Annotated in this window: 24 protein-coding genes; 9 read left to right on the forward strand and 15 right to left on the reverse strand. The window is 40.3% G+C overall.

Annotation, left to right across the window (positions count from 1 at the left end; genetic code table 11):
- Window positions 1–126 precede the first annotated feature (126 nt).
- The 5 genes from QL229_RS05060 to QL229_RS05080 all read left to right on the forward strand — a co-directional run bounded on the left by QL229_RS05060 (window position 127) and on the right by QL229_RS05080 (window position 3243).
- A complete protein-coding gene (locus QL229_RS05060; protein WP_135925245.1) occupies window positions 127–426 on the forward strand; it encodes a YciI family protein in 300 nt (99 codons plus the stop codon).
- A gap of 151 nt (window positions 427–577) precedes the next feature.
- Window positions 578–829: a PepSY domain-containing protein gene (locus tag QL229_RS05065; protein ID WP_138557333.1), complete on the forward strand. Its 252-nt coding sequence runs from the start codon at window positions 578–580 to the stop codon at window positions 827–829.
- Between the two features lie 2 nt (window positions 830–831).
- Window positions 832–1506: a response regulator transcription factor gene (locus QL229_RS05070; protein WP_054552907.1), complete on the forward strand. Its 675-nt coding sequence runs from the start codon at window positions 832–834 to the stop codon at window positions 1504–1506.
- Window positions 1500–2837: an ATP-binding protein gene (locus QL229_RS05075; RefSeq protein ID WP_135925250.1), complete on the forward strand. Its 1338-nt coding sequence runs from the start codon at window positions 1500–1502 to the stop codon at window positions 2835–2837. The genes QL229_RS05070 and QL229_RS05075 overlap by 7 nt, the downstream gene beginning before the upstream one ends.
- On the forward strand, window positions 2824–3243 hold the full coding sequence (locus QL229_RS05080) for a hypothetical protein (protein ID WP_138557332.1): 420 nt from the start codon (window positions 2824–2826) through the stop codon (window positions 3241–3243). The genes QL229_RS05075 and QL229_RS05080 overlap by 14 nt, the downstream gene beginning before the upstream one ends.
- Before the next feature lie 50 nt (window positions 3244–3293).
- On the opposite strand, the gene QL229_RS05085 is transcribed toward QL229_RS05080, so the two are convergent.
- Entirely contained in the window at window positions 3294–4331 is a 1038-nt protein-coding gene (locus QL229_RS05085) for an AI-2E family transporter (RefSeq protein WP_135925254.1), read from the reverse strand.
- 144 nt (window positions 4332–4475) lie between these two features.
- On the opposite strand from QL229_RS05085, the gene QL229_RS05090 reads away from it, so the two are divergent.
- From QL229_RS05090 to QL229_RS05100, 3 genes are all read left to right on the forward strand, one after another.
- A complete protein-coding gene (locus QL229_RS05090) occupies window positions 4476–5069 on the forward strand; it encodes a hypothetical protein (RefSeq protein ID WP_138557331.1) in 594 nt (197 codons plus the stop codon).
- A gap of 64 nt (window positions 5070–5133) precedes the next feature.
- On the forward strand, window positions 5134–6039 hold the full coding sequence (locus QL229_RS05095) for a M14 family metallocarboxypeptidase (RefSeq protein WP_138557330.1): 906 nt from the start codon (window positions 5134–5136) through the stop codon (window positions 6037–6039).
- Between the two features lie 185 nt (window positions 6040–6224).
- Window positions 6225–6641, forward strand: a complete 417-nt coding sequence (locus QL229_RS05100; protein ID WP_135925261.1) for a hypothetical protein — start codon at window positions 6225–6227, stop codon at window positions 6639–6641.
- 30 nt (window positions 6642–6671) lie between these two features.
- Here QL229_RS05100 and ccoG read toward each other — a convergent pair whose 3' ends face one another.
- The 9 genes from ccoG to QL229_RS05145 all read right to left on the reverse strand — a co-directional run bounded on the left by ccoG (window position 6672) and on the right by QL229_RS05145 (window position 18293).
- On the reverse strand, window positions 6672–8054 hold the full coding sequence (ccoG, locus tag QL229_RS05105; protein ID WP_281546515.1) for a cytochrome c oxidase accessory protein CcoG: 1383 nt from the start codon (window positions 8052–8054) through the stop codon (window positions 6672–6674).
- Between the two features lie 140 nt (window positions 8055–8194).
- Window positions 8195–9613: a sigma 54-interacting transcriptional regulator gene (locus QL229_RS05110; RefSeq protein ID WP_138557328.1), complete on the reverse strand. Its 1419-nt coding sequence runs from the start codon at window positions 9611–9613 to the stop codon at window positions 8195–8197.
- A gap of 111 nt (window positions 9614–9724) precedes the next feature.
- Window positions 9725–10282 carry a DUF1439 domain-containing protein gene (locus tag QL229_RS05115; protein WP_135925267.1) on the reverse strand — a complete coding sequence of 186 codons (558 nt, stop codon included), beginning with the start codon at window positions 10280–10282 and terminating at the stop codon, window positions 9725–9727.
- Window positions 10283–10335: 53 nt separating this feature from the next.
- Complete coding sequence (locus QL229_RS05120; RefSeq protein WP_138557327.1) at window positions 10336–13017, reverse strand: DUF349 domain-containing protein; 2682 nt, start codon at window positions 13015–13017, stop codon at window positions 10336–10338.
- Window positions 13007–13288, reverse strand: coding sequence for a DUF1315 family protein (locus QL229_RS05125; RefSeq protein WP_135925273.1), 282 nt, complete (start codon window positions 13286–13288; stop codon window positions 13007–13009). Before QL229_RS05125 ends, QL229_RS05120 begins: the two co-directional genes overlap by 11 nt.
- Before the next feature lies 1 nt (window position 13289).
- Complete coding sequence (locus QL229_RS05130; RefSeq protein WP_135926289.1) at window positions 13290–13616, reverse strand: hypothetical protein; 327 nt, start codon at window positions 13614–13616, stop codon at window positions 13290–13292.
- 151 nt (window positions 13617–13767) lie between these two features.
- Complete coding sequence (locus QL229_RS05135; protein WP_135925277.1) at window positions 13768–15270, reverse strand: alanine/glycine:cation symporter family protein; 1503 nt, start codon at window positions 15268–15270, stop codon at window positions 13768–13770.
- Window positions 15271–15520: 250 nt separating this feature from the next.
- Window positions 15521–16648 (reverse strand): M14-type cytosolic carboxypeptidase, encoded by a 1128-nt coding sequence (locus QL229_RS05140; protein WP_135925279.1) that lies wholly within the window; start codon window positions 16646–16648, stop codon window positions 15521–15523.
- 202 nt (window positions 16649–16850) lie between these two features.
- Entirely contained in the window at window positions 16851–18293 is a 1443-nt protein-coding gene (locus QL229_RS05145; protein WP_135925281.1) for a glyceraldehyde-3-phosphate dehydrogenase, read from the reverse strand.
- A 174-nt stretch (window positions 18294–18467) separates the two neighbouring features.
- Here QL229_RS05145 and QL229_RS05150 point away from each other — a divergent pair, with 174 nt between their 5' ends.
- Entirely contained in the window at window positions 18468–19274 is an 807-nt protein-coding gene (locus tag QL229_RS05150; RefSeq protein ID WP_135925283.1) for a DUF2989 domain-containing protein, read from the forward strand.
- 57 nt (window positions 19275–19331) lie between these two features.
- Here QL229_RS05150 and ihfA read toward each other — a convergent pair whose 3' ends face one another.
- The 5 genes from ihfA to QL229_RS05175 form a co-directional block, all read right to left on the reverse strand.
- Complete coding sequence (ihfA, locus tag QL229_RS05155; RefSeq protein ID WP_002960690.1) at window positions 19332–19631, reverse strand: integration host factor subunit alpha; 300 nt, start codon at window positions 19629–19631, stop codon at window positions 19332–19334.
- A gap of 2 nt (window positions 19632–19633) precedes the next feature.
- Window positions 19634–22021 carry a phenylalanine--tRNA ligase subunit beta gene (gene pheT / locus QL229_RS05160; RefSeq protein ID WP_138557326.1) on the reverse strand — a complete coding sequence of 796 codons (2388 nt, stop codon included), beginning with the start codon at window positions 22019–22021 and terminating at the stop codon, window positions 19634–19636.
- 15 nt (window positions 22022–22036) lie between these two features.
- Window positions 22037–23017 (reverse strand): phenylalanine--tRNA ligase subunit alpha, encoded by a 981-nt coding sequence (gene pheS, locus QL229_RS05165; RefSeq protein ID WP_062568835.1) that lies wholly within the window; start codon window positions 23015–23017, stop codon window positions 22037–22039.
- 76 nt (window positions 23018–23093) lie between these two features.
- The gene (hda, locus tag QL229_RS05170) at window positions 23094–23786 is read right to left on the reverse strand and encodes a DnaA regulatory inactivator Hda (protein WP_213018564.1); all 693 of its coding nucleotides are present in this window, start codon (window positions 23784–23786) and stop codon (window positions 23094–23096) included.
- A 17-nt stretch (window positions 23787–23803) separates the two neighbouring features.
- Window positions 23804–24859 (reverse strand): DUF2066 domain-containing protein, encoded by a 1056-nt coding sequence (locus QL229_RS05175; RefSeq protein ID WP_138557325.1) that lies wholly within the window; start codon window positions 24857–24859, stop codon window positions 23804–23806.
- Between the last annotated feature and the right edge of the window lie 289 nt (window positions 24860–25148).

A 25148-nucleotide genomic window follows, 5' to 3' on the forward strand; every position in this document is an offset into this window, starting at 1 on the left:
AGTGAAAGCTATAAGCAAAGCTGTAAAGATTATTTAGCAAATGAACACACATGTATGACACAATAATCTCTCGTCTATTGCTAGCAATATGCTACTATTTTCTAAAAATAACATTGAGAACTCACTATGCTGTATATGATTTATTCAACTGATGTTGAAAATAGTTTAGAAGCCCGCAAATCTGCACGCCCAGCTCACTTAGCTCGCCTTCAAGAGTTAGACGATCAAAATCGTTTATTCACAGCAGGCCCTCTTCCTGCAATTGATAGCGAAGACCCAGCTGAGGCTGGTTTTACTGGTTCATTGGTGGTCGCGCAATTTGATTCATTAGAAGCAGCACGCGAATGGGCAGCAAACGACCCTTATATTGCTGCAGGTGTTTATGACAACTCAGTAGTAAAACCATTTAAAAAGGTGTTTGGTTAAAGCCTGAACTCAACTGAATCAATAATTCAGTGTTTGTTCACGGCTTATTAACTAAGATCTGGCTATCAAATTACAGAATTTAACGTAATTACTTGAATTTTAGTTAATTGGTTAATTAAACTAAATGGGTCTGGTTTAGGAGTTCCCCGTCATGCGCATATTATTAGCCTTCAGTTTTAGTCTTTTATTTGCATTATCAAGCTTTCATGCTGATGCCAATAAAAACCAAGCACCTGAGGTGACTAAAAAGCAAGCTGTGATGATTGCCAAAAAGTCTGAAGATGGCCGAACCCTAAAAATCACAGAGCAAGACAAAGTATTTACCGTAAGAATTTTAAAAACGAACGGCCATGTGGTTGACGTCCATGTGAACAAAAAGACTGGCGAAGTGAAAAAGGATTAAGAATGCGAATTTTAGTTATTGAAGATGATTTACACTTAGCAGATAACCTTCGTAATGCTCTAGAAAAAGAGCGTTATAGCGTTGACCTTTGTCACGATGGTGAAGCTGGTTTATTCCACATTACTGAGTACCCGCTTGACATGGCGGTGGTAGATTTAGGCCTTCCAAAAGTAGACGGTATCGAATTAATTACCAAAGCTCGCGCTCAAGGCATTACCATCCCTATTTTGATTTTAACGGCGCGTGACCGTTGGCAAGACAAAGTAGAAGGCCTCGATGCAGGTGCTGATGATTACCTTACAAAACCGTTTCATGTTGAAGAGCTAATTGCCCGCTGTAATGCCCTTATCCGTAGAAGTGCAGGTAAAGCAAACCCAGAAATGACAGCTGGTCCTATCAAAATTCATACTCGCTCACAGCAAGTGTGGGTTAACGATAAAGAACTTAGCTTAACTGCATACGAATACAAAGTGTTAGAATACCTCATGGTTAACCCTCAAAAGGTAATTTCTAAATCTGAGCTAACAGAGCACATTTATGATCAAGACTTCGACCTTGATTCAAACGTAATCGAAGTATTCGTATTGCGTTTACGTAAAAAGCTTGACCCTGATGGCACCCTTAACCCAGTTGAAACATTACGCGGCCGTGGTTATAGGCTTAAAAGTCAGTGGTAGCATCGCAAATACCGCTTAAAGTAAGGCAAGGATTTATCCTTGTCTTTGTTTTATTAGTAGCCCTACCAATTTTGTTTTTCTCAATTGGTAAGGCTTACTACGCCTCTTTAGTCGAAGCGACCGAAAAAACCCTTGAAGCTCACTTATATTCATTAATCTCTGAAGTCGATTTCACTGAACGCGGCATTGTTATGCCAAGTACCATCTTAACTCCAGAGCTAAATAGATTAAACTCAGATACCTATGCGATGATTTATCGCGGCGACTTACCTGTTTGGTATTCTGAATCAGCCACCAACATCAACTTTATTCCTGATAACTTTGAAGCTCCAGCAGGCTCTGCTGACTTTCGCCGTGTTGAATACAACAATACCGTCTATTGGCAATTAACACTTACCGTTATTTTAGAAAACATTGACCAATCGGAGCATGCCCGTTTTATCTTATTAAAACGTAATGATGCTCTACTTAGGCTGATGGATGGCTTTAAACAAACACTGGTTAATTGGATGTATGTGATGGGAGTGGCCATTGCTGCGCTAATGGCAATTGGTTTTGTGTGGAGTGCAAGACCACTACAGCGTCTCGATAAAGAAATTAAAGCCATTGAATCGGGCGATAACCAGCAAATAAAAGGTCTTTACCCGGTTGAGTTGCAAACTATTAAAGCCGATTTAAACTTATTGCTTGAATCGCAGCAGCGCCAAAAAGAGCGTTACCGCGCATCATTAAGCGATCTTGCTCATGCATTAAAAACGCCATTGGCAGTGCTTAAGTCAAGCCCATTGGCCAATGATGCTGATGCACAAGAGCAATTGGATCGTATTAATGTGATGATCGAACATCAATTAAAACGTGCCGCTACGGGTGCCTCTGATACATGGAAAAAGCAAACCCATATTAAGCCGGTTATCGAGTCAATTTTAAGTGCAATGAGTAAAGTGTATCGCGATAAAGATATTATTTTCACTTCTGAGGTCAGTGAAAAAGATTATTTTTTAGGTGATAAAACAGATTTAATGGAACTGCTTGGTAATTTAATCGATAATGCTTGTAAAGCTTGCCGTTCGCAGGTCGATATAAAGGTTAAGCAAAATAAGCAATTAACTCTCAGCATTTGTGATGATGGACCAGGTGTCCCAGAGCAAAAACGTGAATCGCTACTAACCCGCGGCACCCGACTCGATACATATGAGAGTGGGCATGGTGTTGGTATGGCCATCGTATCAGATTTAGTAAACTCATATAATGGCACATTGACTATCCGAGATGCAGAAAAACTGGGTGGTGCTGAGTTTATATTAGAGTTTAATTATCATGATAAAAAATAAACAATTCACTATAACACTCACTTTGTGCGCTGCTCTTGTAACACTGGCATCACAGGCTTCACAAGCGCCACATGATTGCCAGTTAGCAAGCAACAATACCGAAGAAACTAAGCGTTATATTCAATGTCTTGACCAAGTGATTAGCGATTTGCAACGCGATCAAAAAATGTGGGTAAATAAACTCACTATGGATATTGAAAAAATCAAAGAAGACACGGGAAATAGTCAATTATTGCCTATCTTTAAAAGAAGCTTAGTGAATCAAGAACGCTATCTAGAAGACAGCTGTCGTTGGCGATACTTAAATGAAATGCCAAACGCAACCAAGGCAGCCATTACCTATAAGCTTTGTGAAATAAATATCCTTGGTAATCACTTAAATATTCTAAAACAACCTCTTAAATAAAAGGCGCGTTAGCGCCTTAATATTTAATTTTTGCTTAATCTAGCAAATTGCTATTGATCAATTGTTAACTCTTCACCGTTACCAAGTAAAGTTGCAAGCCACCGCCCTTCTTGGCTGGTTTCTAAAGCAATTTTTACTATCATGGTCAGTGGAACTGACAGCAACATACCTACTGTTCCCATCAACCAGCCCCAAAAAATTAACGATAAAAAAACCACCAGCGTTGATAAACCTAAGCCTTTGCCCATGAACTTTGGCTCGACGATATTACCCATCACTGTATTAATCACTAAATAGCCACCTGCAATGATCCCTGCAACTAGCGGCCCTTGCGTTATCAAAGCAAGTAATACAGGAGGTACCGCTGCAATGATAGAACCAATATTAGGAATGTAGTTAAGCATAAAAGCAACAACACCCCACAATACAAAATAATCAACGTCCAGTGCCCAAAGCATAAACCCTGCTAAAAGACCTGTAGCCAAGCTAACCATGGTCTTTATTGCGAGGTAAGAGTTTATTGACCCTAGAAAGCGATCAATTTGTTGCATTTTCATTTCTGGATCATCGAGTGCTAAATGAATTTTTTTATTCAGCATCGGCCCTTCAAACAGCATAAACACCACGGTTAATATAATTAGGAACAGGTTGGCCATTACTCCCCCTAATCCCGTTAGCATATTCGTTGCAACATCGATCATTTTGCCCGGATCGAATAAAGAAATAATCTGCTCTTTATCAATCAAAATATTATAACTTGCAGCAACATTAACCACCCAAACAAACTCTTCTTTTAGTTGTGTTTTATACTCGGGTAGTTTTTCAGAGAAATCGGTCATCGATTGCCCAACTAAACCGGCAAGGCTAATCCCAACGCCAACAATAATGAGCATTACTAACACCACTGCAACGCCCTTGGGAATTTTATACCCGGCAAAAAAACGTATAAGGGGATTACATATAATGGCAATAAAGGCAGCCAAAACAAAAGGAATAACAATCACACTTGCAGCTTTTATACCTGCTAAAACAATCACTAAAGCCGCAAATATAACTAAACTCTTATTAACACCAGTCAGGCTCGACAAAATAAAATCCTTGTAAACTTTTTACCATCAGTGTATGTCAAATAAGTAGTAAAAGAAAATCGAAAAACATCTGGCACAATAAATGCTCATAATTCATACAATTTGTGATATTATTGGCCAGTCGTATTGTAAAAGGAGCTAAGGATGGCGCATTTAACAGAACAAGAACTCTCATTTTTTAACCAACTCTTTGAAAATGCAGATGATGGCAGTGATGAAGTCACAAACACCAAAATGTCTGTAAAACTAAACTTACCCGATAAACTCAACGGATTATTAAAGAACGCTAAATTGACCTTACTTGCTGAAGTGGGTGTTTATCAATTATGGTTCCCGCTGGAGTTTGTTAATGATGAAAATGGCCAGGTTATTCCTCTACTCAGTGCTCCTGAGGTTATAGATACGAAAGGCATTGAGCGGAGTTGGCGAGCACCTCATCTAAACCTGCAAACTGACCACTACATTATTCTGTCACTATCAAGTACGGGAGTTTTGTTAAAACCAAAACAAAATAAGCCAGACTTTTCAAAAGAGCTGTTATTGGCATTTGAGCTGCCAAAAAAAGAGCGTATTGTTCTGTCTGCTAAACCTGTTCGCGTTACCAGCAATGGTATTGCAGCAAAAATTATTACGGTACACGAGGGTGAAATTGCTCTTCGTCAATACCTTTTCGATACTCATAAAAAGCAACATGCCCAGCTATACGAACATGCCAATATAAGCACTGACCTTATCTAGTTGCAGGTAATGCTAAGCTTCGATAAGCTTGGCATTTTGCACCTCAACACAACAAGGTATTTTTATGAGTTACCCAATCGGAACGCCTGGTAAGCCATGGACCGACGCCGACAAAAAAGCGTGGCTTGAATTACAATCAGTAAAACGCAGTTACCGTGAAGATGTTGTCTCACAACTTGATGCTCTGTCTACACTCTTTGAAATTGAGCAGTATGGTGCACTGAGCTATGACAGCGATAAATATCCTCTTTACATTTTAAAAAGCAAACAATGGCAAGCAGACAAACCAACTGTTTTAGTCACAGGTGGTGTACATGGTTACGAAACAAGCGGTGTGCATGGTGCATTAGCGTTTGCTAAAGACAAGGCCATAGACTATTTTGCAGAATTTAATATCTTAGTGGCACCGTGTATCAGCCCTTGGGGTTATGAAACAATTAACCGCTGGAACCCTAATGCCACGGATCCAAATCGCTCATTCTATGCAGATAGTCCAGCTGAAGAGTCTGCCGCAATCATGCAATATTTAGCCGACAACGCTATTGCACCCTATGTGCATATTGACCTTCATGAAACAACTGATACTGACAATAGTGAATTTCGCCCTGCTCTGGCAGCACGTGATGCAACGACTCACGATAACTGGAACATTCCAGATGGCTTTTATCTTGTTGCTGATAGCGAACGTCCGCATGATGCATTTCAAACAGCGATTATAAAATCAGTTGAGAAAGTAACCCACATCGCACCAAGTGATGAGAATAACCAGTTGATTGGTGTACCACAAACTCAATTTGGTGTTATTAATTACCAAGCCAAAAAGCTCGGGTTATGTATGGGCTTAACCGATGCAGAATATGTCACAACAACAGAGGTTTACCCTGACAGCCCACAAGCAAATGATAAAATCTGTATTGATGCACAAGTAGCCTCAATTACTGGTGCTTTGAACTACATTGTTAACAAATAGTTAGCTATACTTTAAATTCAGAGCGACTTATTTATTCGCTCTGAATGCAGTTACGCAAATAAAAACCCCACCCAAATCAAATTAAAGAAAAAAATATGTTTTTTCTTTTTTACATACTAAATAACTAGACACATACATACAATTGTATAAAATTCGCGCTCTTTTTAATTCAAAAGGGAAGCAAATTGGAATTTAAGAATCACTATGGCAGTGTCAGTATCATCACTGATGGTCCAATTATTATTGGACAATTTTCTGGTAATATTAACGCACGTTTAGTCAATGACTTTGCAGTCGATTTAAAAAAGCATATTACTGCTTTAGCTGGAAAGCCGTGGGCATATATTAGTCATTCTACCCAATTACTTGCTACCACCCCTGATGCAGAACGTGGTTTTACTCAATTATTTCGTGCCCTGCAAGGCACAAACTGTGTAGCAACCGCTTATATGTTTAGCTCATCCATTGTGCTTAACCAAATGAAACGCATCATTGCGCAAGCGCAATCTCCGATTCAAATAATGGACTGTTTATTTGATGATTTAGACAGCGCTAAAGCTTATGTGCAAAAGCAGCTCGAATTTGCAAAGATGGCTTGTTAACTACAAGCCATTTTCACTTTTAGGTCAGGGTCAATCTCGGTAAAACTTAGTTTCTTTGGTAATTGCGATATCAGCATCTTCTAATGCTTGAATGTGAAAACTGATAGGCGTTACCTTTGATTTCAATTCATAGCCATCAGCAACCACAGTAACAGGCACACGCTTCATCTGACCCGCCTCAACTGTAATATTTTCGGTCACCTGTAAGCTTGCTTCTTCAATACCACTGATACCGATTGAATAGCTCAAACTATGCTGTGTTTTGTTGATAATTGATAAGGTATATGGGTTTTCTACTAAGCCTTCAAAATTAACACGATACAGGGCATTACGATCACGAATGACAGAGGCTTCAATAGGTGTACGCACTGCCATCCATACAACCATACCAACAACAAACAACGCCGTTAAACCACCATAGCCAATCAGTTTTAATCTAAACGGGTTGGTCGTTTTGCCTTCCATTTGTTTTTCAGAGGCGTACTTGATCAGGCCTTTTTGATAATTGAATTTTTCCATAGTGCTATCACACGCATCGATACATAAGCCGCAGTTTATGCATTCATACTGCAAGCCATTACGAATATCGATACCGGCCGGACATACTTCAACACATAAGTTACAGTCTACGCAGTCACCTAAACCTAACTCTTTAGGATCGGCTTTACGTTTACGCGCACCACGAGACTCCCCTCGCGCTTGATCGTAGGTAACCACTAACGTGTCTTTATCAAACATCACTGATTGAAAACGTGAATAAGGGCATGCGACAGTACACATTTTTTCGCGTAGAAAGCCCGCATTACCATAGGTACAAAAAGCGAACAGGAATACCCAAAAGCTGACGATCCCAGACATTTCTAGGGTAAATAAACTCATGTAAAGAGACTTAGCAGGGATGAAATAAGCCATAAATGACATAGATGTAAGCAAAGAGATCACCAGCCAAGCTGCATGCTTAGTGATTTTCTTTTGCCATTTACTTACTGACCAATCAGCTTTATCAAGTTTAATACGCTGGTTTCGGTTACCTTCGACTTTATGCTCGACCCAAGTAAACATCAGCATCCAAATTGTTTGTGGGCAAGTGTAACCACACCAGACACGCCCTAACCAATTAGTGACGAAGAACAAAGCAAACGCGCCAGTCATAAATAGCATGGCTAAGATCATAAAATCTTGTGGTAACAGCGTTAATCCAAACAGGGTAAATTTTTGGCTCGCTACATCGAGTAATACAGCTTGGCGACCATCATATGGGATCCATGGTATGGCGATAAACGTCAGCATCAGAACCCAGCCTAAGTAACGACGGATACGTTGAAAATGCCCTTTGTGCTCTCGAATATAAATTGGCCCTTCTTGGTTGTAGGGCTTGATGATTAAGTCTTGTTCTTTAATATCAAATTTCATTTTGCTACTTACTTTTGTGTCGGTAATAGCCTGACAGAGCAACTATCAGGCCAACACAAATTAAAATGTAAACCACTGATATTAAATGATTAATTTAATTTTACCGCACCAAAAATCGCGATATATCACGAAAGTGCGCGTTATTTCGCGAAACTGCGTTGTATACCTAACTTTTTCATTTTTGATCTAAGGGTACTCTCAGGAAGACCCAGCAAAGTTGCAGCGCCATTTTCACCTGATATTTGCCCGTTGCATCGCTTAAGTACCTCACAAATATGCTGCTTTTGTACAGCATCAAGGGAAACAACTTGCTCATTCGTTTGCTCGTTATACAACGGCGCAGAGAGCTGTAATACAGTTTGCTTAGACAAAATAGCTTCACGCTCTAGGATATTTTGTAGTTCACGAATATTGCCTGGCCAATCATAATTAGCCAGTTTAGTGAGTGTAGTTTTGCTAAGCCCCTTTAACTGTTTACCTAAGCGCTTGTTAAGCTGTGTAATTATGTTTGCAGCAAGGAGCGGGATATCTTCTTTTCGCTCACGAAGCGCAGGCACACGAATAGGAAACACGTTTAAGCGATAGTACAAGTCCATTCTAAAGCTACCCTGCTCGACCATTTGCCACAAATTACGATTTGTTGCAGCCAGTACTCGAATATCGACTTTTAAGGTTTGACTGCCACCCACGCGCTCAAACTCTTGTTCTTGCAGCACGCGAAGTAATTTACTTTGTGCTTCTAATGGCAATTCTGCCACTTCATCTAAAAATAATGTGCCTTTATCGGCCAGTTCAAAACGCCCTTTTCTGCGTTCATTAGCACCGGTAAACGCCCCTTTCTCATGACCGAATAATTCAGATTCAATTAAGTTGGCTGAAAACGCCGCGCAGTTTACTTTTATGAAAGGTTGCTCAGCACGATTACTCAAACGGTGAAGGTTTCGTGCCACCAGCTCTTTACCTGTGCCGTTTTCACCTAAAATCAAAACCGTACTATTGGTTTGGCTTACCAGGGTAATTTGCTCGAGCATACTTTGAAACGAATGACTTTGGCCGGCCAAACCTGAGTCTTGCCAATCTTCGTTTAACTCTGAAATAAGATAAGCATTCTCAGCTTGTAGCTGTTCAGATAAGTGCTGGACTTGCACTAAGGCATCACGCAATGCGACTTCTGTTTGCTGCTGTTTTGATACATCGCGAAAAATCGCGACTGCGCCAATTAAGGCCCCATTTTTATAAACGGGTGTAGAAGTATACTCAACAGCAAAATAGCTACCATCTTTACGCCAGAATACTTCATCGTTTACGTGGCGATGTTTACCATCGAACATAGTGCAATATATCTGACATTCATCTGCGGGATATGGTGAGCCGTCTTTACGAGTATGGTGATGATATTGATGTATTTTTTTACCAAGCAGTTCTTCAGCTTTCCAGCCAGTCATGCGCTCAGCAGCAGGGTTTACAAAGACCGCATTGCCCGATAAGTCAAAGCCATAAATCCCTTCGCCAACTGCATTGAGCAATAGCGTGGGGTCGTTTAAAAATTCCTTGATCATAGCAGTCACTCAACTCGCGAAATATCACGAGTAATTATGACAAGGTTAAACTTGCTTAACAAGCAATTACAAAAAAAGCGGCTTAATGCCGCTTTAGATATTTTAATACTCTTATAAGGTAGGCACTAAGATAATTTCGCCCTGAGATACTTTCATATCTAATGGCAATTTGCTCAGTAATGCTAACTTAGGATCGTTCATATTTAACTTATAGACAGGGTTAACGGCTAAAAATCCGTTGATCACTTGCATTGCCTGATCATCTAATAAGTTTAAGCTTCCCTTAAAACCTGCTGTATCGATTGTAGTATCAACCAGTTTTACATTACGTAAAAAGACCGCTTTTTTCTCGCTGTCATAAAATGGGCTACCTTCAATTTGCAGCTTCAAGCGTACTGGATATTTAAGCGCAAAGGCTTTAATAACAGCGCTTGAATCGGCTCCTAACACTACCACATCACGCTTATCTGGGCCTACATTTACACTTAGGTCATTTACCGCAAAATCAACAGGTAAGCCCATTAATTTAATTTGCTCACTTAATTTTGGTAATTGATCAGCAAGGGCTGCTTCAATTTCTGAATTGGTAAACGAGTACACAGACATACCTTGATTTGTACTTTTACATGCACCTAAAAATAAGCAGGTAAGTAATAATAAAATTCTCATTGTTTCCCTCAAAAAACACGGAAAAAAACCGCTATAAAAAGCGGTTTTATTCGTTAAATTGCAAATATTGCTTTAAGCCTTGCTAGTGTGTCAGCAGAAACTGAACCCTCACTGACTGCAAGTAATTGCTTTAAGTAATAATAAACATCGGCTTTTTCACCACGGTGTTTATCATCTAACATCGCAACTTGTTCTGTCATACGTAACTGACTATCAGCAGACTCAACACCTGCAAGAATCTCGATACGTGTTAAGAGCTGCTCAGCAGTTAAGCTAGTCGTTAATGAAGCTTGGAATTGCGGCGGAAGCTCACTGCTGTTCTCAAGAGCTGCAAACAAAGCCGTTAACTTAGACTGCTCTGCTTGCTTACTAATAACCTTCGTTTTTTCGCTAATTGCTGACTCTAACTGAGCCACTCGAGCAGACAACGCTTTTGAGTACTCAAGTCCTGCCAATTTCACCGTTAAATCTTTAAGCTGTGCAAGATGCACTACACTCTCAAGGGCAGTTTCAAGTTCAGTTAACTGCTCAGCTACAACTTCATCATTTTGCTGTTGTACTTGTTTTTGCTGTTCAAACTCAGCACTACGCTTGGCAAATGTGTCGTCGTTAACACGTCTGAATTGTTGCCATAAGGTGTTTTCAGCTTTCATTCCCGCAAAGCCAATTGTTTGCCAAGTTTGTTGCAATGCTTTGAGCTCTTGACACGCAGCAGCCAAGTCATCACTTTGAGATAACAGTGTTGCTTGTTCTACAAGTGCGGCTTTTTGCTCAGCATTTGCTTTATGAAACGCAACTAATTGGCCTTGTACTTGTGATTGCGCAGCTTTGAATTGCGCTTGTAGTTCACGGTATGTTTTAGGGTCAACATTACCCGCAGAACGCCATGCTTTAACAACACGGTTAAACTTACTTTCAAACTGTTTCCAATCAAATTCACCAGATTCAGTATCAAGTTCATTGAGTTGCTGCATTTGAGAAATAATATCAACACGCTGTGCTTTAGCTTGCTCACGTTGCTGCTCTTGCTCTGCAAAATACTCGCGACATGGGGCAAACAATAGTTCAATCTGTTGATCGAATAACTCACCTTGTTGTTTCTCTGCATCCGTATCTAAACGACCTAATTCATTCCAACGACGACGTAACTGTTTAACTTGTTCAGCACGTTGTTTAGGGTCTGTACACTCGATTGCAGCAAGTTCATTGACTTCAGCAAGTAATGCATCACGCTTTGGCGCTGATGCATATTTTTGCCAATCTTTTGCTTCTGCTAATTGGGCTTCTAAATCAGCTTTTAGACTATTTAAAGGCTGTTTATAGTAATCTGTAAGTGTGTCGTATAACTCTTCAAAGCCTTTAAACACTCCAAACGCCACATTGAAACGGCCTTGTTCAATCAAACGCTTCACATCACGGGCTTTGCGTTTTGCTGTTTGTTGATTCTTTTCAAACTTATTTGTCAGCGGTGCCATTGCTTGCTGCCAGCTGTTTACTGCTTCAGCTAAATTTGCTTTAAAGCGACCTTGTAAACGACTCGGAATACTTGCTAGTTTTTTGCGAGCCACTTTTTGCTGTTGTTCAAACTGCTGCTTTAAGCCATCAAACTCATTTTCGTCTTCAGTCGTGGTAATCGCTTTTAAAGCATCAAACGCAGCTTTAAACTCTGCAATCGCGGTAACAAGTTGTGGTAATTGCTCAACTTGCTTAAATAGATTTGACAAGTGCTGTTTAACATCACGGACATTTTGATTATCAACTAAGTTTGCTTCAGCCAAGGTATCTTTTGCTTCTGCCACTTTAGCCTCAAGCCAATCTTGCTGAATTTGCTCTGGCGTTTCTAAACCTAATTGCAATGCGTTTTCAATTTCTTCGCCAATAGCTTCAAGGGTTGCAAGGGCTAGTACCTGACGCTGTTGCTCAGCTAATGCTTGCTGCATTGCTTCATGCTCTTTGCTTAGTGTTGCAATGTGAGCTTCAAGCTTTTGGGTAATCGTAGAGTATTTTTTATCAAGTACACTTACTTGCTCATCACTGAGCCATTTTAACTCGATTGCTTGCCACTGTTGTAATAGCTCAGCATGTTGCAGCGATACTAGCTGAAAATCATTTTTATCACGAAGCGCATTCAATTTCGCCAATATAACGCGAGTATCAGCTTCGACTTTTGCAGGCATTTCTACTGCTAAACGTTCATTCTCAAGATGAGCCGCAAGTTGTGTATGCGCTTCACCTTTTGCATGTTTTAGTAGTGGCTTGGCAAGTTGGTGGTTAATGACAAGCTCAACAAGTTGCAATTGTAGCTCTTCGCGGCCTTCTTTAAAGGCTTTATCAATTAGGCTTGGGTTTGCTAAACGCTTTAATAATTTAACACGAACTTGAATTTCTTTTTCTGCAAATGCTAGCTTTTCAAGGGTTTTCACTGGCGCATAACGCTCAATAAACTCGTTTTTAATACTCGCGTCAAGTTTGCTATCAGTATTCAAAACCGCTTGATTAATGTGCTGCTCTGCAATTTCTTTAAGTGCTTGGTCTTGCTTGTATACTTGCCACCATAAAACAAGATCGTTCACTTTATTCAAGGCTTTTTTACGGATCTCAGCGGAGCTATCTTCAAGGGCAATACTATTTAAGATGCTAAGATCACGTTCTGTATCAAGGCGTTCAACTGCTGCTAAACGAACCTGACTTTTAGGGTGTTTCCATTTTGGAGTAAACAGGTGTTTAAAGATCATTTTCACTAAACCTAGCTATTTCATTTTCTGATGCGAATTCTTTTTGCAATTGAGCTTTACTCTTTTGCACCATTTCACCATTTGCGCCAATGGTAAACTGCTCATTGGTTTGCGAAACTTTAGCTTGGTAAAGCATCACGAGTTGAACTGTTTGTTGTTTTTGCTCTTCTGATAATGGAGTGCCATCAGGCCATTTACCTGTAGACGCACCATACTGAAGACGTTCAAATACTTCCGGGGTGATATTTTTAACAATATGATCAATATTCATGCTACTTTTTCTTTTTTAAAACAACTAAATAGATACGGCACACTATATACCATACAAAACCTACTGCCATTGCTGTCGAATAGGCATACCACTCAATAGACTCTGTTTCTGGATGCATAAAGTAATAACAGAAAAAGCCACCTAAAAATAATATCAGTGCGAGGAAAGACTGATTCATAAACTTTTGCTGTCTACGAATACGCGTTTCTTTTTGCATTTGCTGCAACTGCTCATTGCTTAGATCGGTGACTTGGCATTCACAATGCGGGCATTGTTTATGTTTGTCAGATATTGATTTTGCACATTGCGGGCAACTAATAATCGCCATATCTTTCTCCATACTACGCATAAAAAAGGCGCCTTTAGGCGCCCTTTATTGTACTTGTTTTATGAGTCGATGTCTTATTTGAATTTCATTCATTTGTGAAGATTCGAAAACCTGTACAACTAAATTCACGACAAATACTCAAAAAGCTGATTTATTGTTTCTGTTTCGCCTTTTCAGCTAGACGCTTTTCCCAGAAAGTCGCATTTTTAATGCCTAATTTAACTGGGTCAAAGGTGATTTCACCACCCGCTTTCTTTTGGTCTTCATAATCTCGTAGACAATTAAGAGCAGGTTTGGCAACAAAGAAAATAGCTAAAATACCTACGATGTTGATCCACGCCATTAAGCCAACACCAATATCACCGATATTCCAGATATAGCCTGAGCTATTTACCATACCGTAAGCCACCATAAACATAATGACGAACTTCACAACAACCAGTGGAATATTACCTTTAAAATAACGGTTTAAATAAGCAACGTTAGTTTCAGCAATATAGTAATAAGCAAGAATGGTTGTAAATGCAAAGAAGAATAAAGCAATACCAACAAACGCTTCACCAAAACCGCCAAATACACTAAACAGTGCCATCTGAGTAAAGGCTGCTGAGCCTACTTCAGTTGCAGCATCAACATTTTGTACAATAAATTGACCCGCAGGTAACTCACCCACAATATTGTATTGTTTAGTGATTAGAATCATTAGCGCTGTTGCTGTACAAACGAAAATAGTATCAACATAAACAGAGAATGCTTGCACTAAGCCTTGTTGAGCTGGGTGGTCTACTTCAGCTGCAGATGCTGCATGCGGACCCGTACCTTGGCCTGCTTCGTTTGAATAGATACCACGTTTAACACCCCAACCAATCGCAGCACCAAAACCTGCTTGCGCAGTGAATGCATCAGATAAGATCATTGAGAAAATGCCTGGCACTTTATCTAAGTTTAAGAACACCACGATTAAAGCTAACACGATGTAACCTAGCGCCATAAATGGCACCACAATTTGTGTGAAGTTTGCGATACGTTTAATGCCACCGAAGATGATAAACGCAAGTACAATCAAAATGATTGCAAGGGCAACTAGCTTAAAGCTACCTACTTCACCAAAGCTGGTGCTAACCAATGTGCCTTCACCGAAGACTTGTGTGAATGCATTACCCACTGCGTTTGCTTGTACGCCAGGTAAGAAAACACCACAAGCAATAATAGCGGATAGAGCAAATAACACTGCAAGCCACTTTTGTTGTAAACATCTGTCGAAGTAATAAGCAGGGCCACCTCGATACTGACCATCTTCTTCTGACTTATAAATTTGACCTAGCGTTGATTCTGCATATGCAGTACTTGCGCCTAAAAATGCGACAATCCACATCCAAAAAATCGCACCTGGACCACCAAAGCCGATCGCAGCAGCAACCCCGGCAATATTACCAACACCAACACGGCCCGATAATGAAACAGCCAGAGCTTGGAATGATGAAATTCCTGTATCTGAGTTATTAGAACTTAGCAATAACTTACACATTTCTTTGAAATGTCGAACTTGCGCGAAACGGGTTAAAACGGAATAAAACAGGCCTGCACCTAGACATAAGTAAATGAGTGCACTACTCCAAATTACGTCATTGACGGCGCTTACAAAAGCTTCCATGGATATCCTCTATAATTATATTTTTTATTGATAGTTACGATGCTCTGCGTTAGCGAATGAGAATGCGCGACATAATGATCTGAGAATTAATCAAAAATAATCTTCTCTCAGCTAGATGTACTGAATATTAACTTAAACAACCTAACTTTGTTAACAGTTAATTTTCAATATGACAAATGTGCTTTGTATTAGTCAACCAAAAAAAACGGGCATCAATCTGATTGATACCCGCAAAATTTGCTTAATGTTGTTATCTTAATTTATCAACAACGTTAACAATAGCCGCTAACGTATCTTGACCAAACTGATATGAACGACGGTCAGACCAGCCGTAATCAGGGTCTGGTAAATCATCGTTATCTTTAAATGGCATCTCTACCGTATACGCTAATGCATTAAACTCATGCGCTACAGCTGAAGAACCTACCGTTAGATTAGCCTGACCTGGCTCATCTTTTGGATAACCGTGTTCGTCTTGGAACTCAGGCGTTACAGTTAAAAGCGCAGCTTTAAAGCTATCTTCTAACTCTTTCAAACGATCATCGTAACCTGGAATACCTTCGCTACCCGCAACAAAGTTATAAGGAATCGCTTCGTCACCATGAATATCTAAGTGCATATCAAGGCCCGTTTCACGCATTTTGTTAAGCACTAAAAATACTTCAGGGCTATTTTCCATGCTTGGTGTTTGCCATTCACGGTTCAAGTTAACGCCTTTAGCGTTAGTACGTAAGTGACCACGCACACTGCCATCAGGGTTCATGTTTGGCACAATATAGAATACTGCTTTAGATAATAGTGCCGCTGCATGTGGGTCTTCGTCATCAAGTAATTTATGAAGTAAACCTTCAACATACCACTCAGCCATTGTTTCACCTGGATGCTGACGTGCCGTGATCCAGATTTTTTTCTTTTCACTGCTAGGAATACCGACACGTAATACACTCATGTCACGACCATCAAGTGTTTCACCTAAAGTTTCTAGTTCACACGCATGTTGGCTTTGTGCCCATGCTAATAAATCAAGGTGACGGTCATAGCTATATGGTGCGAAATAAGCAAAATACATGCTGCTGCACTCAGGCTCAACTTCAAATGATAATGTACCGTTTGCATATTCAGATGGAACACGGAACCAAGTTTGACGATCGTATGATGCAACCGCATGATAACCATCCCAGCCATCAGGATACGCTGAGTTTTCTAGGTTATTAATGTGTAATTTATGGTTTTGAAACGCGGTTGTTTCAAGACGAAAGTGAAACCACTGGAAAAAATCAGACTGATTGTCTTTATTAATTTCTAATTGAATATTCAGTGGATCAACGGCTTCAATAACCTTGATATTACCACTATCAAAATTGCTGGTGATTTTCATTCTATAAACCTATTGGTTAAAAATAATTCTTAGCTATTCGTTTGTAAGTTAAGAATTAAGTCAACGCCCTATCGTTAGAACGTTTCGTTAGTAATATGGTGTAGACCCTTAACAGCCTACCACATGCTGAAAATTTGCAAAAACTTTCACGACTAAAAAAGCCAGCATAATGCTGGCTTCTAGATTCTTTATAGCTTAGGTATTAGCGAGGTAAACTTGGGAAAGTTACTTCAGCCATATCACGCATACAACGTACTACCTGACAGCTATAACCAAACTCATTATCATACCAAACATAAAGAACAACACGGTTGTCATCTACGATAGTCGCTTGTGAGTCAACAACACCAGCGTAACGGCTACCCACTAAGTCAGTAGATACGATTTCTGTAGACGCTGTGTAATCGATTTGGTCACGAAGGTCTGAGTAAAGTGCTGTTTCACGTAAGAACGCATTTAGCTCTTCAACTGTAGTGCCTTTTTCAAGGTTTAAGTTCAAGATTGCCATTGATACGTTTGGTGTAGGAACACGGATAGCGTTACCTGTAAGTTTACCTTCAAGCTCAGGTAAAGCTTTAGAAACCGCTTTTGCAGCACCCGTAGACGTGATAACCATGTTAAGTGCAGCAGCACGACCACGGCGCTCAGCTTTGTGGTAGTTATCAATTAAGTTTTGGTCATTGGTATACGAGTGAACAGTTTCAACGTGACCATTCTTGATACCGAACTTATCGTTAAGCGCTTTTAACGTTGGGGTAATAGCATTGGTTGTACAGCTTGCTGCACAGACAATTTTATCTTCAGGTTTGATATCTTGGTTGTTTACACCGTAAACGATGTTTTTGATGTTGCCTTTAGCTGGTGCAGTTAATAATACTTTTGCTGCGCCTTTTGCTTCTAAGTGCTGACCAAGACCTGCTTCGTCTTTCCAGATACCTGTGTTATCAACAACAAGTGCATTCTCGATGCCGTAAGCTGTGTAATCAACTTCACTTGGTGAGTTAGCGTAGATAACTTGAATGTAGCTACCGTTAGCTTTAATTGCATTACGCTCTTTATCAATTGTGATTGAGCCATTGAATGGACCGTGGATAGAGTCACGACGAAGTAAGCTTGCACGCTTTTCTAGGTCGCCGTCTTTACCGCCACGCACAACGATTGCACGTAAACGTAGGTCTGCATAAGGACCTGACTTTTCGATTAATAGACGCGCTAATAAACGACCAATACGACCAAAACCGTACAACACAACATCACGTGGTTCTTTACGCTCTGAGTTTGCGATTTCTGCAAGTTCGTCAGTTAAGTACTCTTCAACTGAACGACCTTTTGCAGCATCGTTAAACAAATAACCATACGCTAGTTTACCAATATCGATACGTGCAGAATTTAAATCCATTTTGCTAATTGCTTCTAAGAAAGGGAAGCTTTCACGTAAACGTAGTTTTGTACCTTCAAACTGAGCAACTGTTTTGTGCGCTTTGATGATATCGATTGTACTGGCATTAACGAGAGGACGGCCATATACAGCGATTTCGATACCACGATTACGGTAAAGTCTACCAATGATTGGTTGCATACTTTCTGCGTAATCTTGACGTTCTTGCCAGCTGCTTGTGTATTCTAACTCGTGAGATGAGGTCATTTTTTTTACCTAATTAAACAATTTTGAACGGATAGCCTTTGAAAATGTGTTGTGATTTGAGAGCAACACATCTTAGGCACGGCTATTCTAATTTAAACTCAAATGATTCTCCACTGTTACAGAACAATTCATTGCGCTAGAATAAAGTCGTAATTATTAAGTCGAGGTTAAGGAATGTTATTAAGAGCAAGCGTGTTGCTTGGTTTATTGGCGTTAACGGGGTGTGAAGATCCGCTTACACTGGCAAAGGTATGCGAAGAGACTCCTGGCTTTTGCAGTGATTTAAATAAAGACAGTCACTGTAAAGAGCAACGTGCCGAGGTCATCATTCAGCGATATGTTGAATATAAGTCACCAACAGACGAAAACAAATACCAGTTATTAAAAGATTTCGAGAAATACGATCAGTGTGTATCGCTCGCTGCCAAAATTGAGCATATAAAACTAAAAGAAAAAACGACGTCTCGTGTTGAAGGTCATTTAACCAGTATTAAAGAGATGACACGTATCTTCCAAGATACAAAAGACACAAACCATCCAGGTTTGTTGTATTACCATTGGTCACGTAATAACGATCAATCAGCGTTAACGAAACTTCTCGCCCTTGAAGAAAAACAAGATAAGCGCGTAACTGAAGATGCAGAAATGCAGTTTTTCTTAGCAAGCTACTACGTTAAGTTTGATGATGAAAAAACCATAGACTTGCTTTACAAAACGCTAGAACTGAATAAAGCAGGTGAAACACCCAACCCTGAAATCTACCCTACACTTGTGAGCTTATTCTACAAACATGAAAAGTATAAGCATGCCTACACCTTTGCACGTGTAGCACAATTATCTGGGTATGAAGATGTCGATATTTTACCTATCGAGCATCAACTCGCTGCCGCAGGTAAAAGCCTGGACAGCTTAGATGATTTAGCGCAAAAAACCTACGATAGCATCCAAGCGGGAAGCTTCGTATCACCACGCGGGTTTTAATAAATTCGCTAGTGCAGTGCTTAGACAAATAAAAAAGGCAGCTAACGCTGCCTTTTCTTATTTTGCTTTGCTTGTGCCAACTTCTACACGAGTTTTTAGCTTTTGACCTGGTCTAAAAGTCACTACTCGGCGTGCCGAAATAGGGATGTCTTCACCTGTTTTCGGATTGCGACCTGGACGTTCTTTCTTATCTCGAAGATCAAAGTTACCAAATCCAGAGAGCTTTACTTGCTCGCCTTTTTCTAGCGCTGAGCGGATTTCTTCAAAAAACGCTTCAACTAAATCTTTGGCATCTTTTTTATTGATCCCGAGTTTTTCAAATAGGTGTTCAGCTATGTCGGCTTTAGTAAGCGCCATATCTAGTCCCTCAACGATGCGTTAAATTGTTCGGCCAATGCGGCCACCACATTATCAACTACTTGATTGATATCTTTCTCTTCGAGCGTTCTATCAACCGCTTGCAGTGTTAGAGCAATCGCCAAACTCTTATAATTTGGCTCAATACCTTTGCCCTTATACACATCGAATAAGTTTAGGTCAACCAATTGATTTCCGCCAACTTTTTCTATTACATTTAAAATATCACCAGATTTTACGTGATCTTTCACTAAAATCGCGATATCACGGCGGTTTGACGGGAATTTCGAGACCGTTACCGCTTCTGGTAATTTTCTTTTTTCAAGGGCTGACATTTCGATTTCAAATACAAAGGCTGTGTTATTGATATCTAGTAACTTTTGAACTTGTGGGTGCACAGCACCAAAAAATCCTACTTTTTTACCATCAACATAAATAACTGCTGATTGACCTGGGTGTAAGCCATCAGACTGCTCTGCTTTTATCTCAAAGCGTGCAATATCGTTGCTAATTGCTAAAAGTGCTTCAACATCGCCTTTTAAGTCATAAAAATCAACGCTACGCTTTTCTTGAACCCAATGTTCGCCGTGTGCAAGTCCAGAGATTACACCACCAATCACAGCAACTTGGTTTACGCCGTTTTCAGCATTCTCGTCACGTAAGAATTTTAAGCCATGCTCAAATAAACGTACACGTGGTTGTTGACGGTTTTGGTTATACACTAACGATGCTAATAGACCCGGCATTAAGCTCACACGCATTGCTGACATTTCAACTGAAATTGGGTGTGGTAATACAAGCGCATCACTTTGTGGATGTAAAATTGCTTGTGCTTTTGGATCAACGAAGCTGTAGGTAATTGCTTCTTGGTAACCACGTGTTACAAGCGTATTGCGGAATTTAGTTACCGCAACATGTGACTCGTCATGGTTAGTCATTTTTAATTTAGCTGTTGGTGCAACGTTTGGAATGCTGTTATAGCCGTAAACACGTGCAACTTCTTCAATTAAGTCTTCTTCGATACGAATATCAAAGCGATAGCTAGGTACGTCAGCGCTCCATACACCATCAACAATTTTCACATCTAGACCCAAGCGCGTTAGGATGTCAGTGACTTTTGCATCATCAATATGATGACCAATTACACGGTCTAAACGCTCACGACGTAAACGCACTTCTGTCACTTTTGGTAATTTATCAGTTGCTACTGCTTCAACAACAGGGCCTGCTTCACCGCCAACAATCTCTAGAAGTAATGCTGTAGCACGTTCCATCGCATCTTTTTGTAGCGCAAAATCTACACCACGCTCGTAGCGGTGTGATGCATCCGTGTGTAAGCCGTAGCTACGTGCTTGACCAGCAATCGCTACCGGGTTAAAGAAGGCACTTTCTAATAAAATATCTGACGTTGACTCAGTCACACCTGACTTTTCACCACCAAAAATACCCGCGATAGCAAGTGCTTTATTGTGATCAGCAATAACAAGTGTAGATTCATTTAGTTTCGCAGTATTGCCATCAAGAAGAACGATTTCTTCACCAGCATTAGCGCTGCGAACTTTAATACCACCTTCAATCGCATTTAAATCAAATGCGTGCATTGGGTGACCAAGCTCTAATAACACGTAGTTTGTAACATCAACTACTGGGTCAATTGAACGAATACCACTGCGACGAAGTTTTTCTACCATCCAAAGCGGTGTTTCTGCATCAAGGTTAATACCTTTGATTACACGACCTAGATAACGAGGACAGGCATCATCATTAACAAGTTCAATGGATACTTTATCTTCAATCGTCGCCGCAACAGAGGCAATCTCAAGATTGTTAACATCAATACTGTTCAGTACACCTACCTCACGCGCTAGACCTTTAATACCTAAACAGTCACCACGGTTTGGTGTTAGGTCAACATCAATAATGTTGTCGTCTAGGCTTAAGTACTCGCGTAAGTCAGTGCCGATTGGTGCATCACTTGGTAGTTCCATGATGCCATCACCTTCTTCGCTGATACCTAACTCAACGAATGCGCACAGCATACCGTGAGATGGTTGCCCACGAAGCTTGGCTTTTTTGATTTTGAAGTCACCCGGTAATACAGCGCCAACTGTCGCAACAGCTACTTTTAAACCTTGACGACAATTAGGTGCACCACAAACGATATCAAGTAGCTCATCACCACCTACGTTTACTTTAGTTACACGTAATTTATCAGCATCAGGGTGTTGACCACACTCAACCACTTCACCAACTACAACGCCTGTGAACTCAGCCGCTGCAGGCTCAACACCGTCAACTTCAAGACCAGCCATTGATAACTGTTCCGAAAGAGCCTGTGTGTCGATTGCTGGGTTAACCCACTCTCTTAACCACTTTTCACTAAATTTCATTTTATATCTTCACTCTTAACGGAACTGGTTTAGGAATTTTAAATCGTTTTCGAAAAATGCACGTAAGTCGTTTACGCCGTAACGCAACATAGTCAAGCGCTCAACACCCATACCAAATGCGAAGCCTGTGTATTTTTCTGGATCAATACCCACTGATTTAAGAACGTTAGGGTGAACCATGCCACAGCCTAATACCTCTAACCACTTGCCGTTTTTACCCATAACATCAACCTCAGCTGATGGCTCAGTAAACGGGAAATATGAAGGACGGAAACGGATTTCCATATCTTCTTCAAAGAAGTTACGTAAGAAATCGTGCAAAATACCTTTTAACTCAGTGAAGCTTACATCTGTATCAACCATTAAGCCTTCCACTTGGTGGAACATTGGCGTGTGAGTTTGGTCATAATCGTTACGATAAACACGACCTGGAGAAATGATGCGCAATGGTGGCTGCTCAGTTTCCATAGTACGGATTTGTACACCACTGGTTTGTGTACGAAGCACAAGCTTAGGGTTGAAATAGAAAGTATCGTGATCAGCACGCGCAGGATGGTGCTCAGGAATATTTAGCGCATCAAAGTTATGAAAATCATCCTCAACTTCTGGGCCTGATTTAACCGCAAAACCTAACTCACCAAAAAAGCTTTCAATACGTTCAATTGTACGAGTTACTGGGTGTAAGCCACCTGTTGGCATAACACGACCCGGTAAAGTTACGTCGATCGTTTCTGCAGCTAGTTTCTCTTCAAGAGCCTTACTTGCTAGTAACTCACGCTTTTCGTTAATGGCTGTTTGTACTTCTTGTTTTGCTTGGTTAATCACTTGACCCGCTTCTTTACGCTCTTCAGGGGCAATCTTGCCTAGCGTTTTAAGTAAGTTGGTGATTTCACCTTTTTTACCAAGGTAATTAACCCTGATATCTTCTAACTGCGCGATTTCATTCGCACTGGCAACTGCCTCAAGTGCTTGCGCTAAAATATTTTCTAAGTTCATTGAGTACCTGGTCTTTCACAGAAGGATTTTGTAATAGCTAATGATAACTGAAAGCAAGGACTAGATTCTAGCCCTACTAAAGCTTTAACGTTGATTTTATAAAGGGAATTGTTAATTTTCTTTGTGCGGCCATCGAGGCATGGTCAAGTTTGTCTAAAACATCGAGTAAAGCGCGCATATCACGGCTTAATCGCGTTAATAAAAAGCGCGCGCATTCATCGGTCAGTTCAAGGCCACGCATGTGTGCGCGGCGTACAAGTGCCTCTGCTTTATCATCATCACTCATTGAGCGAATTTGTAATGTGGTACCCCATTTTAGTCGAGATACTAAGTCTGGTAAGTTTATATGCAACATATCAGGCAATAGATCGGCTGTTACAACAAGATATTTACCAGGCTCGTTAAAGCGATTAAAAAAGTTAAATAGCCCCTTCTCCCATGCATCATTCCCTGCCACTAAGTGCACGTCATCGATACATAAAACGTCAAGGTTTTCGAGGCCTTCGAGTACCACAGGGCCAAAATCAATCACCTCTCGCATCGACAGTAACATCGTTGATAAACCATGCTCTTGAGCGTGAATACAAGTCGCGTATAAGAGGTGGGATTTACCAGAATCGCCTAGACCGCATAGGTAGGTATATTGAAACTTATTATTGAGCTTTGTGAACGCATCTTTAAGGTGACTGACTTCAAGCGAGTTCTCACCACCAAAGTAAGATGTAAATGTTTCATCATCGGGTAATGTAACCGGTAATGCCATTTGCATAGGTTCTTGCACGTGTTTTAAAGCCCTTGCCACTGATATTCTAACTCATCACCTGTTACCACCTGATAAAAATCACGAGGATCTTGATAAGCTTTAAACGCACTGTCTAACTCGAGAGCTTTTCTGAAATCATTCATACTGCCAGTATGATTTACAGTAAACAGTACAGTATCAGGTTTTCGGATAGTGATTTCAGCTCGAGTTACAACACTTAAACTTTCTAAACGACGTTTTGCAAGTTCAATATCTACAAAGTTATCAATACCTTTTAGGTAAAATGTTGCAGTTGCAAGCTGACCAATCATGGTAGGGTCAATAGCATACTCTTGTGCTAAACCGCCCGCTAAATTATCGACCATATCTGCAACAATTTGTTGCTTATCACCAACTAATCGATTTGTTTCAAATAATTCTGCATTTGTAAAACGCCAATCAAGCACCCAAGTTTCAGAATCTTGCTGCTGATACATTCGAGCTGTGATACTACGCTCTGCACTGTAACGACTTGATGCTTGCTCTACTGGTTCAGAAAAATTTCCCCATACTTCGGGTATGCCAACAATAGAACGATCTTGCAAATCAAGTAATGGCACAACCACAGGCAAGCCACGTCTGTCTGCCTTATCATAGATTAACTGCTCAAGTTGTGGGTAACTTTCTTGCGTAACGAGCTCACGTCGCCAATTATCTTCTATAGCTAACCAGATAGCTACTAGCGGGCGTCGTGTTCCCCATAAAGGCAGATTTAAATCCTTTATTAGTGCATTAATTTTATTAGCTTCAAACTTAACAACCAAGTTCAAAGTACCATCTGGCTTTTCATCATATTCAAACTTAAGCATATAGTCTGAAATGTCGCGGGTACGCTCTTTGGCAACAGGGTTTTGATCTGCTGATGTATCACCCGTCACTTTAACCAATACATTAAGAAGTGCTTCACGACTAGCAGCTAATCGAGCATCTCGCGATTTATCAGCAACTTTCAGAGTATCTTGGTATAGATTAGTCACCTCAACTGCAAAAGTTGAAACACTAGAAAAAAATAATAATAAACAAATAAGTAATCTAGACACAGGCCATTAATTCTTGCTTTTAAACTGGTTTGATCCTAAATCAAAGCCATAAACAAAGCAAAGTTAATTTAATGAACGGGAGATGAGTGAGTGATGAGTTAGTTAGCGAGTAGCAAGAGTAAAGTTTAAAGCCTGCCGTAGGTTGAACAGGGCACGTTGTGTGGATAGCTAAAACGCAAAAAAGCCCGACTCTTACGAATCGGGCTTTCTTTAATTTGGAGCCTGGCGATGTCCTACTTTCACATGGCAAATGCCACACTATCATCGGCGCTGTTTCGTTTCACTACTG

This window comes from Pseudoalteromonas sp. PAR1 (assembly GCF_947311895.1).
Lineage (GTDB): Bacteria > Pseudomonadota > Gammaproteobacteria > Enterobacterales > Alteromonadaceae > Pseudoalteromonas > Pseudoalteromonas lipolytica_C.